Consider the following 12,520-nt stretch of genomic DNA (forward strand, 5'->3'; position numbering starts at 1 on the left):
AACCTAAAGTCACTGGATCCCTGCCTTCGCAGGGATGACAGCCTGTTTGTCCAGGGGCTCCATCGTCATTCCTGCAATTTCAACGTGTTCCCGGGTTTCGCTTCGCTCTACCCGGGCTACGATTGGCTACGGTTGGCTCAGCCCCAATTCCCCACGCCGCCGAACGGCCGTGGCGGTTGCAGCGGTTGCAGGATGTGCCAGCTGTCGATGTGCAGGGCGACGTCGTACGTCGCGTCCAGGCCGCGTCGCTTTACCGCATCGACGAACGCGCCGTAGCGCGCCTCGATGCCTTCGGCCCAACGCGCGATCTCGGGTGCCTGCGGGTGGATGCGACGGCGGTACAAGGCCTGCGGCACGTGCACGATGCCGGCGGTTTCCGACAATCGCAGGCAAAGGTCGTAATCGCTGGCATCGGCATGCGCGCTGGCGAAGCCGCCGGCATCGCGACATGCCTGCATGCGCATGATCCGCAGCGGCCCGGTCATGAAATCCAGCAGCAGCGCGTCCGCCGAATACGGCAATTCGCAGAGAGGACCGGGGCCGAGCACGCGGTTGTTGGCATCGACCAGTACATGTCGGCTGTAGGCCATGCCGGCGGCGGGATCGGCCGCCAATGCGTCGAGCAGCGCCGCGAACGCGCCCGGTTCCAGCGCGTCGTTGCCATCAAGCACGCTGACGAAGCCGGCGTTGCTGGCGCTTGCCGCGTGCGCAAGAGCGCCGGCCTCGGTCATGCCGACGGTTGCGGCGATACGCAGGCGTGGATCGGCGGCGATGGAAGACACCGCGACGACATGCGCCGCCTCATCGAGCGGGCAGAGCGTGGCCTGCCAATCGGTGAATGCCTGCGTGCACAGGCTCTCCAGTGCGCTTGCAAGAAAGCGTGCGTCGCCACGCACCGGCACCAGGACCTGCAACATCGGCGCGGTCATGCGTCGCCACCTTTCGACGATGCATCCTTCGGCCGCAGCACATGCCGCGCACGCACGCCCAGCGACAGCGCGAACTTGCCCTGCAGGCCGCGGCGCTGCAGCGCGCGCTGGGCGGCGTCGAAGCTCGCGCGCACCTGGCGCAGGCGGCTTGCATGGGAAATCGACTCGTCGCGCATGCGGTAGCGGTACAGCGACTTCGGCAGATGACCCACCTCGACCCGTTCGGACAGCCGCAGGCAGAGGTCGTAGTCGTAGGCGACCGGCATGCTGGCATCCACGCCGCCCACCGCGCGATAGGCGTCGGCGCGGATCAGCCGGAACTGGTAGGTGATGAAATCGACCAACAGGTCGTGCGCGGAATACGGCCTGAGGAAGCGTCGACCCGGCGCCAGGTAGGTGCCGTCTTCCGCGACCTCAACGTACTCGGAATAGCCCATCCCCAGCCGCGGATTGGCTTGCATGAAGGCCAGCATCGAGGACAGCGCGTCCGCTTCCAGCATGTCGTCGCTGTCCAGGATCGCCAGGTACTCGCCGCGTGCATGCGACATCGCGGCGGCGCAACTCGCGCTCACTCCACGGTTGCGGCCATCGCCGAGCACGCGAAAGCGCGGATCCCGTGCGGCGTAGGCGGCCGCGACCGCGCCGGAGCCGTCGGTCGAACCGTCATCCCACAGCAGGCATTCCCAGTGCGGATAGTCCTGCGCCAACAGGCTGTCCAACGCCGCCGGCAGGAAGCGGGCGGTGTTGAACATGGGAGTGGCGATGCTGACCAGGGCAGACATGCCGCAAGTGTGCCCGAACCGGTCGGCTTGAAGCACGGGGCCGCGACCCCACATCGGGATTTCACAGGAGATGCCGATGGACCCCAGCCAGAATCCCACCGTGTTCCATGCCACCACGATCGTTTCCGTCCGCCGCAACGGCCAGGTGGTGATCGCCGGCGACGGCCAGGTCACGCTTGGCCACACGGTGATGAAGGCCAACGCGCGCAAGGTGCGCCGGCTTGGCAAGAACGGCCACGTGCTGGCGGGTTTCGCCGGTGCCGCCGCCGATGCCTTCACCCTGTTCGAGTTGTTCGAGGCCAAGCTGGAAAAGCACGGCCAGTTGCAGCGCGCCGCGGTCGAGATGGCCAAGGACTGGCGCACCGAGCGCCGCTTCGGGAAGCTGGAAGCGCTGCTGGCGGTGGCCGATGCCGAGACCAGCCTGATCATCAGCGGTACCGGTGACGTGATCGAGCCGGAAGACGGCCTGATCGCGATCGGCTCCGGCGGCATGTACGCGCTGTCCGCGGCGCGCGCGCTGCTCGCGCATACCGAATTGGATGCCAAGTCCGTCGCCACCGAGGCGCTGAACATCGCCGGCGACATCTGCATCTACACCAATCGCAACATCGTCTGCGAAGTGCTTTGAAGCCTGTCAGTTTTTTGCTGTCATTCCTGCGAAGGCAGGAATCCAGCGACTTTGATTCTCCGAAACAAGACACTGGATCCCTGCCTTCGCAGGGATGACGAGCCAGAACAGCAGGGATCACGAGCAAACCCATGCACAAGATCGACAACACCTCCACCAACATGACCCCGCGCGAGATCGTCGCCGAGCTCGATCGCCACATCATCGGCCAGCACGCGGCCAAGCGTGCCGTCGCCATCGCGCTGCGCAACCGCTGGCGGCGCGCGCAGCTTGCCCCCGAGCTGCGCAACGAGGTGATGCCGAAGAACATCCTGATGATCGGCCCCACCGGCGTCGGCAAGACCGAGATCGCGCGCCGCCTGGCCACGCTGGCGAATGCGCCGTTCGTGAAGGTCGAAGCGACGCGCTTCACCGAGGTCGGCTACGTCGGCAAGGACGTCGAGCAGATCATCCGCGACCTCGCCGACACCGCGGTCAAGCTGTATCGCGGCCAGGCCAAGCAGCGCGTGCGCACGCAGGCCGAGGACCGTGCCGAAGACCGCATCCTCGATGCCTTGCTGCCGAAGCGCGAGGCCGCGCCGGCGTTCGGCTTCAACCCCAATGCGACCACCACCGTCGACATCGGCGCCGAGCCGTCGTCGCAGGAATCGACGACGCGGCAGAAGCTGCGCAAACAGTTGCGCGCCGGCGAACTGGACGAGCGCGAGATCGAACTCGACCTCGCCGCGAATGTCGGCGTCGACATCATGACCCCGCCCGGCATGGAAGAGATGGGCCAGCAATTGCGCCAGGTGTTCGGCCAGTTGGCCGGCGGCAAGACCCACAAGAAGTCGATGACGATCAAGTCCGCGCGCCCGCTGCTGATTGAGGAAGAAGCCGGCAAGCTGGTCAACGAGGACGAGGTCCGCGAAGCCGCGATCGAGGCCTGCGAGCAGCACGGCATCGTCTTCATCGACGAGATCGACAAGGTCGCCAAGCGCAGCGAAGGCATGGGCGCCGATGTCAGCCGCGAAGGCGTGCAGCGCGACCTGCTGCCGCTGGTCGAAGGCAGCACCGTCAGCACCAAGTACGGCGCGGTGAAGACCGACCACATCCTGTTCATCGCCAGCGGCGCGTTCCACCTCGCCAAGCCCAGCGACCTGATTCCGGAAATGCAGGGGCGCTTCCCGATCCGCGTCGAACTCAGCGCGCTGGGCAAGGACGAGTTCGTGCGCATCCTGACCGAGCCGAAGGCCTCGTTGACCAGGCAGTACGTGGAGCTGATGGGCACCGAAGGCCTGCAACTGGAGTTCACCACCGATGCCGTCGACCGCCTCGCCGAGATCGCCGCGCATGTCAACGAACGCCAGGAAAACATCGGTGCCCGCCGACTGCACACCGTGCTGGAACGCCTGCTGGAGACGTTGAGCTTCGAAGCCCCGGACAAGGGCGGCAAGCTGGTGATCGACCGCGCCTACGTGGATGCGCAACTGGGCGAGCTGGCGCGGGATCCGGATTTGAGTCGGTACATTCTGTGAAACCACTGCGCTTGCCTGTCGACGCGGGCGAGCGCACTATGCGTTGCAATTGCGATGCATGGAGTCCGCGATGAAAACCGCCACCCTTCCCTCGTTGCGGGTCGAACCCGCCCTGCGCGAAGCCGCCGAAGCCGTGCTCAAGGACGGCGAGACGCTGTCGGGGTTCGTCGAGGCGTCGGTGCGCGCGCAGGTCCGCCAGCGGCAGTTGCAGGATGAATTCATCAAGCGCGGGTTGGCTGCGCTGGAATATGCGCGCATCAATGATGCCTACTTCACCCCGAGCAATCGCTGGCTCGGCTGGATGTCATGCTGAAGCCGCGCATCTCGGAGATGTGATGGCCTATCGCTTGCGGATTTCCGCCGACGCTCAGGCCGACATGGAACGGCTCTTTGCATTCTTGGTGGAGAACGACATCGATGCTGCCCTGCGCGCCCGCGCAGCCATCGAACGCGGATACGTCCAGTTGCAGGAATTTCCCTTCGCTTATCGCAAGAACAGCGAGGGCGGCAACCCGTTTCTGCGCGAGTTGCTGGTGCCGTTCGGCACTGCCGGTTACGTGATCCTGTTCGAGATAGGCGGCGATGCCACGGTCACTGTGGCGGCTGTGCGGCATCAGCTGGAAGACGATTACCGCTGAGTCTGCGAGAGATCTCAGACGAGTTCGGCTTCGATCTGTCCCCACTGGCGATCGCGGACCATCACGAACCGGCATTTGCCGCTGCTCAATTCCGCCCACAAACCGCCGATGTCGCGGTCGTCCTGCGCATCCGTCCAGCCATGCGCGCCTTTGTATTCAACGACCAGGAGCGTCCCGTCTTTCAAGGCGCAGACGAAGTCGGGATAGAAGCGGCCATTCGCCTTTTGCAGGAAGAACGAACCGCCGCCACGATTGACAAGGTTGCGCAGCCAGAACCGGATCCGCCCCGCCTGCGCCAGCATGTCCAGCTGGACCGCGCACTCGAATTCTTCTTTGCTGTCGAAGTCGCCGATGCGCCCGTGGAAGTGCTTGCGGAAATCCCAGTGACCGTATTCGCTCTTGCGGGGGTCGTAGTCCCGGCTGGGCGCATAGCCTTGCGGGTCGAACTCGAAAAGGAACGCATCGTTCACCGCGACTCGATCTTCGCGACCTGGTCCGAACAGGACTTGCTGATAGGCACGGTTGACGGCTTCCCTGCGCAGACGCTTGATGTTCTCGTCCAGCAGCTTGCGGAGAGTGAACTTCAACTGGTTGGCACGCGCCAGGTTGAACCCGTCGGTTCCCAGCAACGCGCGCAACCATGCAGTGACGAAGGCCTGCTTGCTGGCGTGCGTCAGCGAGGGTTCCAGCAGGTTGCGGCACAGCCATGCGGCCAGTCGGGTTTCGTCCCAGTGCTCCGGCGTATAGCTCAGGCCGAGGTCGCGTTGCAGGTCGGGCAGAAAGCCCACCTTGACCTGTCCCTCCGCACTCACGTCGATGGTGCCGCCGCCAGCCACGCGTGATGCCAGCCCCAGCGCGGACAGGTCCTCCGGAGTGGGCGCGGCCTGGTAATACGACAGCGCCCCCGGGTATTCCAATACCTCGGCGTCATCGAACAATTGCAACTCGCCTTGCTGGTACAGGGCGAGTTGGGGTACGCACAGGCGTTCGCCTGTTTCGGCGGGCGTCTGAAAAGGCTCGATGGCGGTGGTGCGGCTGGTCTCTGCTGCCTGCACGATCGCCGCACGGACTGCTTCGTCAGAGACCGCTTGCGCCACTTCCTCTGCTTCCGTTTCGGAAAGCGGAGTGGTGATCGTCAGGGTCTTGCTGCCCTTGTCCCAATGCAACTTGTCCTTCAGCGCATCGGGTATGACCGGCTTCTTCGGTAGCGCAACAGCCACCGGCGTGAACACGATCTTCGCGCGCCCGCCGAAATCCATGCCCGCCTGGTCGGCTCTCTGCGCGGCGACGAACTGGTTCACGTCCCTGCGCTCGAACCCCGCGCCACGCACCAGCCCATCGCGCAATTCGCTGGCAACGCGCGCGAAATCGCTGGATCGGATGAAAGCGTACGACTGGTTGAGTGCCGGCGTGGCGCGCGCCTTGGCATCCGGCTGACGCAACACGCGGCCGATCAGCTGCTCAACCGCCGTGCCGGATTGTTGCGAACTCAGGCCGACGAGCACGTATGCGAACGGACAATCCCAGCCTTCGGCCAGCGCCTTCTGGGTGATGACGAACTTCACCGGACAGGTCGGATCGGAAATCCCGAGCTTGTATTGCTTTTCGATGGCTTCCAGCCCGCGTTCCTCGCCCGTGGCGATCACGATCTCTGTGGCGGGAATCCGCTGGTTCTCGACCAACTCTTTCTTCACCCGCTCCGCGTCGAGCGTCTCCATGCCTTGCCGGCGTGGTTCGGACTGGATGAGCGCCAGCGGGCGCAGGTAGGGCGCGCCATTGCGATGCTCGTCGTCGGCGAGCTTCTGCAGTTCGTCGCGTCGCGCTACCGCATCGCCCAGGCACTGCTGCCAGTCAGGTTCCGCTTCCAGCAGGACCGGCAGCTTGATCATCTGCTCGGCCTTCAGTTCCGCGGCACCCACGCTGTGCAGCACATTGCTCGGCTGCTTCTCGGTGTCGGGCGTGGCGGTCAGTTCCATCACGCCGCTGGGATGGAAGCGTTCCAGCGTGTTGAAGCGGATCTCGGTGCGCGCGTTATGCGCTTCGTCGATGACCAGGAACGGGCGACGCATGCGCAGGACGTTGGCCAGCGAATACGGGATGGTGCCGTCGTCGTTCCTCAGCAGACTCTCGCGCTGGACGGAAGAAAGGTTGTCGAAGTGCTGCATGAGCGAGCCGCTCGACGCATACACCTTGAGGTCCTTGGTCTCCTCGCGGGCGAAGGCCTGCGCAGTGGCGACGATGACGACGGTCGACGTCTCCAACGTTGCCCGCGTGATCGACTTGGCCTCGTCCAGATCCATTACGGTGACCGGGCCGGCCTGTTTCAGCGCGTGGTGGTATGGATGCTCGAGTTGGCGCAGTGCCTTCAGCGTCTGCTCTCGGATCGCGTCGCTGGGCACCAGCCACAACACAACGCTGTGCTCGCTGCGCAGCAGGTGGGTGTTGACCAGTACAACCGAGCTTGCCGCCAGGAAGGTCTTGCCGCCGCCGGTGGGCACGCGCAGGCAGAAGTAGGGCATGTCTGGCGCGAAGCCGGGTAGCGGGTTGAACGGCTGGTGCCTCCCCACAGTTCGCCAGTGAGTTGGTAGAACGCGGTGTTGGCATTGCCTGTCGCGTTGCAGGCCTCCAGATATTTCCGCACCGATTCCAGCACGCGGGTCTGGTAGTCCTTCGGCGCGAATGCGCTCACGGTGAGACGTCCAGCGCATAGGGCGTCTGCTTGAACACGATGCCTTCGCGGTTGAGGCGCGGCGTGCCGAGGCGGCAGGCCGCGGCGTAGATCACGCGTGGTCCGTCGTGCTTCGGCAGTTTGTCCAGCACCACGCCGGTCAGCACGTTGCCGCTGTCGATGGCGAGGTCGTCGAGGATGCCGTTGTAGAGCAGGTAGATGGCGCGGCCTTGGTGCACTCCGAGCTTCGCGGATTTCTTGCCAGTGGATTTGTAGCCGGTCCCGGTTTCCGAGAACCAGACGAATTCGGCGAGTTGCGCGAACGTCACGTCGTCGCGGATCTGGCCGTCGGCGGTGAACAGCGGTTCCTTACTGAGCTTGCAGAACTGGAAGCCGCCGCCGAGTCCGGCGACGTGGACTCGCTTCTTGCCGGCGAGCGGCGTGTAGCCCTCGATTGCCTTTCGGACGCGCTCGCGCGTCTTGTTCCTCGCAACGTCGTCGTTGAGTTCGACGAGGATGTGGTGAACGGGTTCCTCGAAGTCCTGATTCAATCTGAGCACAGCGTGCGCCGTTGTGCCCGATCCGCCAAAGCTATCGAGTACGAAGTCACCGGGCTCGACCACCATTCCCAAGAGGTCGGCAATAACCTCTGAGTCCTTCGGAAACGGAAACGCTCCTGCGCCAAGGATGGCTTCGACCTCCAGCGTGGCTGCCCGCCCGTCCTTGTAGAACACGCTCATCATCGGCTCTTCGTCGATCTCGAACAGGTAGCTCTTGCGGTTCGGGATCGTCGTGTGATCCTTGCCGAAATGGATGCGAGGAGGATCCTCAGCCAGTGCCGCTTTCGTGGTGTCCTCTTCCCATCGCCAGCCGGTCGATGGCATGGCGCAGGGCAGCTGGGTGACGGGGTGCGAGATGGGATAGCGCGGGCGGTTCTCGCGGCCGTCATCAGGGCCTGCAAAGTCCGCCGCGAAGTAGAGCCCGCGGTTGTCGGACCAGTTGTAGTGCTTATGCCCCTTGCGCGGATCACCCTTCGGCAGAGCCCGATACCAAGCCATCATCTCCTTGCGGATCGTGGTGTGGCCGTCACCGTGCTTCTTACACAAACTCTCGTAATGCTCGAGTACGGCGTCGACGCCAGGCTTCTTGCGCCTCCAGCGGACCTTTTTCTCCTTGAGCAGAGCCTTGTTACGCGCGAAGGCGACGATGTACTCATGGGTAACGGAGACCAGCTTCGAATCGCCCTTCTTGCCTTTCTCCCAGACGATCGTGGCGACCTCGTTCGCGCCACCAAAGACTTCGCGCATCAGGGCTTGCAGGTTGCCAACCTCGTTGTCGTCGATGGACACGAAGATCGCACCGTCATGCCGTAGAAATTGCTTCAGCAGCACCAACCGCGGATACATCATGCAAAGCCAGCGGTCGTGCCGGTCGAGCGTCTCGCCTTCCTTGCCGACGACTTCGCCCAGCCAGCGACGGATCTCCGGGCTGTTGACGTTGTCGTTGTAGACCCAGCCCTCGTTGCCCGTGTTGTACGGCGGATCGATGTAGATGCACTTCACCTGCCCCGCGTAACGCGGCAGCAGCGCCTTCAGCGCATGCAGGTTGTCGCCCTGGACGATCAGGTTGCCGCTGTCCGGATCCCCGCATGACAGCTGGGGCACCGGTTCAAGCAGTCGATAGGGCACGTCCTTGTGATGCTTCACCACCGCGGACTTGCCGATCCAGTTGAGCGACGGCATCCAGCGCTACCCCGCCTGCCGGCAGTCGTAGGCAACGATCTCCGGCAGTTGTTCGAGCAGGGACTTGGGCAAGCGACGTCCGCGAAAGCGAATCTTTCGCGGACTATAAAGCAATTCTTTGCTTGCTCATCAAGCAAATATTGGGCGTGTGCGGGCGAGCCGCCTCTACGTTTGCGCGATGAAGAGCGAACAGGCCGCCTTTGGCGAACGTTTCCGTGCCGCGCTGAAAGCGCAGGGGCAGAGCGAGAGCCCGAAGGAGATCGCCGACCTGCTGCCGCGCTACGGCGGCACGCCGGTCTCCGCGCAGGCCGTGTCCGGTTGGCTCACCGGCAAGAGCGTGCCGCGCCAAGCCAATGTGCGGGCGTTGGCGAAGATGCTGCGGATGGATGCGCATGCCTTGCAGTACGGGGACGCGGCCGGGCACCAGGTGCGCGAACCGGGCAAGGCATGGAAGATCCCCGCCGCCGATCAGCTCGCCATCGATGCCTTCCTTGCGCTACCCAATGCGCAGCGCAAGGCGATCCGCGATTTGATCGCCACCTTGGCGGCCTCTGTCCCCACCTGAGTCCCTCAGGCATGGGTGTACAGTGTATTGACAAAGTCATTACACGCGAACACGATGGGTGCACATGGACGAGCGGCACCACATCGGCGGCAGTGATTTGGTCTGGGATGCCGACAAGGCTGGTGCGTATTGGCAGAAACTATGCTCAATGAGACATTGAAGAAGCGCCTGGCCAAGGATCGGCCGGTCACCAGCATCACCCTGCGCATCCCGGTGGACGTGGTCGACAGCCTGAAGGCGATCGCCCCGCACAAGGGCTTCAGCGGTTACCAGACGCTGCTCAAGTCCTACATCAGCGAAGGCTTGCGCCGGGACGAGGCGATCCATGCGGACGATCTGGTCGAGCGCCTGACGCAGGCGCTCAAGAAGCGCGGCGTGTCGGAAAAGGTGCTGGGCGAAGCATTGCGTGACATGGCCGGCTGAGATCACCCCAACCGCTGCATACCCGCCCAGCGTTCGCCGGGTGCAAGCACCACCGGCTGCACCACCTGCGCCGCTTCCACGCAAACGAATCGCCGCCAGTCGTCCGCTGCGAGGTCGGCGATGCGGGCACACAGCGACGCGCCGGGATTCCACACCACCACATCGCCGAAGCCCTCCTGCTCGATGGCCAGCGTGCCGTTGCCGTCGATGACCGCCAGCGGTGCGACCACGTCGCCATAGATGCGGTCGACCTCACCGTCGAACGTCACTTCGTAATTGTGTTCGCGATGCAGGGTGCCGCCGTTGGCGCTGTCTTCGTAGTCGCAGCCTTGCAGGCCTTCAAGGGTGACGTTGGCGATATCGGCCACGCGCAGGTAGGTGTGCAGGGCGGCGGTGAAGGCGAACGGCTCGTCGCCGGTGTTGGCGATTTCCAGTGTCACCGACAGCCGCGTTGCGTCGAGATGCAGGCGCAGGCGGGCACGGAACGGATGCGGCCAGCCGGGGAAACGGGTGCCATCCTCGGCGAGTTCGAACAGGGCCGCGTCGTCGTCGATGCCGTGGAAGGTCCATGGCGTGGTGCGGGCGAAGCCGTGCTTGAGCAGCGGGCCGCGTTCGGCGAATTGCGGGAAGATCACCGGAACACCACCGCGGATCGCGGCCTGCCCATCGAACACTGCGCGTTCGCTGAGGAACAGGCGTTCGCGGCCGTCTGCAGGAATCCACGACAGCATGTGCGCGCCATGCAGGGCGACCAGCGCGTTCGCACCGTCGGCGTGCAGTCGGATGCAGGGTGTGTCGCGGAACGTGGTGGGCTCGGCATGCATGCGCAAAGTCTCGCATGTGGTGGCTCAGCCCGAGGACAGGGCCTGCAGCCAATGGCGGAACACCGGTTCGGCATCGACCCGCTGGCGCAGGGCAGCGCGGTGCAGGCGCGCATGTTCCAGTGCGAGGGTCAGTGGCACGGTGTGCTGCGGCGTCGACATCACGGCCGATGCAGCGGAGAGCATCGCGATGGCCGCCTGCAACGGCATCGGCACCACGTCGACGGGGTTCTCGAACGGATTCGCGCACAACGCCGGATCGGACGTCACCAGGTATTGCCGGCACACGAACGGGCGCTGCGGATGGATGCTGCAGGCATCGTCCTCCAGGAACGGACAGGCCAGCCCCAGCGCGAAGTAATCGCGGGCGAGGGTGCGTGCACCGTCCAGCGAGAGGTCGGGATCGCGATGCAGGAACGCATCGGCCAGGCCGGCATCGCGCAGGCGGGCGACGCGGTCGGCGAAGCGGGCTTCGATCTCGCGCCGGCGCGGCGCGGGCATCGCCTCGACCAGCAGGAGCAGGGCATGCGCCTCGGGCGGAGTGACCGGCACCGGCTGCGCGCGGCAGCAGGCGGAGCAGCCCTTGGCGCAGGTGACGTAGGCGCCGGTGTTGGCCTCGTTCTTGCGGACCGCGTGGTCGATGGCGGCGTTGTCGATGGCCTGCATCGCCGGCAGCAGCTCGTCCAGGCGCGCGCGGGACGGCGGTTGCGGGGCGGAGACGCGCAGCGCTTCGCCGTCGATGCGCAGGACCAGTTCGATGCGGCGAGGGGCAGGCATGCCGGGATGGTACGTGCTGGCGGGACGCGGGCGGCCAGCCGCGGCCACCGGTGCGATAATCCCGGCATGAGCGAATCCGACAACAAGGCCGACACCACCCACTTCGGCTTCCGCGACGTGCCGGTGGGCGAGAAGCAGAAGCTGGTCGGCGAGGTGTTCTCGTCGGTGGCCGGCAAGTACGACCTGATGAACGATGCGATGAGCCTGGGCATCCACCGCGTGTGGAAGCGCTGGTTCGTGGCGACCGCGCAGGTGCGCAAGGGCGACCGCGTGCTCGACCTGGCCGGCGGCACCGGCGACATCGCCGCGCTGCTGAAGGATCGCGTTGGCGATGCCGGCGAGATCGTCCTCGGCGACATCAATGGCGAGATGCTTCGCGTCGGCCGCGACCGCATGACCGACCGAGGGAATGTGCGCGGCTTCGAATACGTGCAATGCAATGCACAGTACCTGCCGTTCCCGGATGCCAGCTTCGACCTGGTGACGATCGCGTTCGGCCTGCGCAATGTCACCGACAAGGACATGGCCCTGCGCGAGATGCTGCGGGTCTTGCGCCCGGGCGGACAGGCGCGGGTGCTGGAGTTCTCCGAAGTGCAGGCCGAGTGGTTCAAGCCGATCTACGACTTCCACAGCTTCAAGGTGCTGCCGAAGCTGGGCAAGCTGTTCGCCGGGGATTCGGACAGCTACCAGTACCTGGCCGAGTCGATCCGCAAGCATCCGCCGCAGGCGCAACTGAAGGCGATGATGGAAGCGGCGGGCTTCGACCGTTGCGAATTCCGCAACCTCACCGGCGGCATCGTCGCCGCGCACACCGGCTACAAGGTCTGATGCGATGAACGACCAGAAGCCCCTGCGCAGTTTCCGCGAAAGCCCGTGGCGCTATTCGCAATTCGTCGTGCTCGGCCTGATCGTCGCGGGGCTGGTGAAGTGGCTCAGCCCGTTCGGCTGGGTGCCGGCGCTGGTGGTCGGTGCGGTGGTGGGTGCCGGCTACCTGTTGCTAGAGAAGAAGCGCGGCGTGATCTGACGCGGT

General features: G+C 64.9%; 14 protein-coding genes. 8 read left to right on the forward strand and 6 right to left on the reverse strand.

The genetic code is table 11. The features are described from left to right. Positions 1-137: 137 nt before the first annotated feature. Positions 138-929 (reverse strand): glycosyltransferase family protein, encoded by a 792-nt coding sequence (locus H9L16_RS06565; RefSeq protein ID WP_187553729.1) that lies wholly within the window; start codon positions 927-929, stop codon positions 138-140. After that, positions 926-1,711 (reverse strand): glycosyltransferase, encoded by a 786-nt coding sequence (locus H9L16_RS06570; RefSeq protein ID WP_187553730.1) that lies wholly within the window; start codon positions 1,709-1,711, stop codon positions 926-928. Before H9L16_RS06570 ends, H9L16_RS06565 begins: the two co-directional genes overlap by 4 nt. Positions 1,712-1,787: 76 nt before the next feature. Here H9L16_RS06570 and hslV point away from each other — a divergent pair, with 76 nt between their 5' ends. The 4 genes from hslV to H9L16_RS06590 all read left to right on the forward strand — a co-directional run bounded on the left by hslV (position 1,788) and on the right by H9L16_RS06590 (position 4,494). Next, positions 1,788-2,339, forward strand: a complete 552-nt coding sequence (gene hslV, locus H9L16_RS06575) for an ATP-dependent protease subunit HslV (protein WP_187553731.1) — start codon at positions 1,788-1,790, stop codon at positions 2,337-2,339. A gap of 131 nt (positions 2,340-2,470) precedes the next feature. After that, entirely contained in the window at positions 2,471-3,856 is a 1,386-nt protein-coding gene (gene hslU, locus H9L16_RS06580) for an ATP-dependent protease ATPase subunit HslU (RefSeq protein WP_187553732.1), read from the forward strand. A 70-nt stretch (positions 3,857-3,926) separates the two neighbouring features. Next, positions 3,927-4,169, forward strand: a complete 243-nt coding sequence (locus H9L16_RS06585; RefSeq protein ID WP_187553733.1) for a YlcI/YnfO family protein — start codon at positions 3,927-3,929, stop codon at positions 4,167-4,169. Positions 4,170-4,203: 34 nt separating this feature from the next. Further along, on the forward strand, positions 4,204-4,494 hold the full coding sequence (locus tag H9L16_RS06590; protein WP_229796638.1) for a type II toxin-antitoxin system RelE/ParE family toxin: 291 nt from the start codon (positions 4,204-4,206) through the stop codon (positions 4,492-4,494). Positions 4,495-4,508: 14 nt separating this feature from the next. Here the strand turns inward: H9L16_RS06590 and H9L16_RS06595 are convergent, their stop codons facing one another. Next, positions 4,509-7,013 (reverse strand): DEAD/DEAH box helicase, encoded by a 2,505-nt coding sequence (locus H9L16_RS06595; RefSeq protein WP_223158184.1) that lies wholly within the window; start codon positions 7,011-7,013, stop codon positions 4,509-4,511. Between the two features lie 166 nt (positions 7,014-7,179). Next, positions 7,180-8,904: a site-specific DNA-methyltransferase gene (locus H9L16_RS06600; protein WP_187553734.1), complete on the reverse strand. Its 1,725-nt coding sequence runs from the start codon at positions 8,902-8,904 to the stop codon at positions 7,180-7,182. A gap of 178 nt (positions 8,905-9,082) precedes the next feature. Between H9L16_RS06600 and H9L16_RS06605 the strand changes: the two genes are divergently transcribed. Both H9L16_RS06605 and H9L16_RS06610 read left to right on the forward strand, forming a co-directional pair. After that, complete coding sequence (locus H9L16_RS06605) at positions 9,083-9,469, forward strand: helix-turn-helix domain-containing protein (RefSeq protein WP_187553735.1); 387 nt, start codon at positions 9,083-9,085, stop codon at positions 9,467-9,469. A gap of 156 nt (positions 9,470-9,625) precedes the next feature. Beyond that, entirely contained in the window at positions 9,626-9,892 is a 267-nt protein-coding gene (locus H9L16_RS06610) for a BrnA antitoxin family protein (protein WP_223158185.1), read from the forward strand. 2 nt (positions 9,893-9,894) lie between these two features. On the opposite strand, the gene H9L16_RS06615 is transcribed toward H9L16_RS06610, so the two are convergent. Continuing rightward, on the reverse strand, positions 9,895-10,716 hold the full coding sequence (locus tag H9L16_RS06615; protein ID WP_187553737.1) for a D-hexose-6-phosphate mutarotase: 822 nt from the start codon (positions 10,714-10,716) through the stop codon (positions 9,895-9,897). Between the two features lie 24 nt (positions 10,717-10,740). After that, entirely contained in the window at positions 10,741-11,490 is a 750-nt protein-coding gene (locus tag H9L16_RS06620; protein ID WP_187553738.1) for a YkgJ family cysteine cluster protein, read from the reverse strand. A gap of 66 nt (positions 11,491-11,556) precedes the next feature. Here H9L16_RS06620 and ubiE point away from each other — a divergent pair, with 66 nt between their 5' ends. After that, positions 11,557-12,318 (forward strand): bifunctional demethylmenaquinone methyltransferase/2-methoxy-6-polyprenyl-1,4-benzoquinol methylase UbiE, encoded by a 762-nt coding sequence (gene ubiE / locus H9L16_RS06625; RefSeq protein ID WP_187553739.1) that lies wholly within the window; start codon positions 11,557-11,559, stop codon positions 12,316-12,318. A 4-nt stretch (positions 12,319-12,322) separates the two neighbouring features. Then, entirely contained in the window at positions 12,323-12,514 is a 192-nt protein-coding gene (locus H9L16_RS06630) for a hypothetical protein (protein WP_187553740.1), read from the forward strand. Positions 12,515-12,520 lie beyond the last annotated feature (6 nt).

Origin of the sequence: Thermomonas carbonis (assembly GCF_014396975.1) — a bacterium.
Classification (GTDB): Bacteria; Pseudomonadota; Gammaproteobacteria; order Xanthomonadales; family Xanthomonadaceae; genus Thermomonas; species Thermomonas carbonis.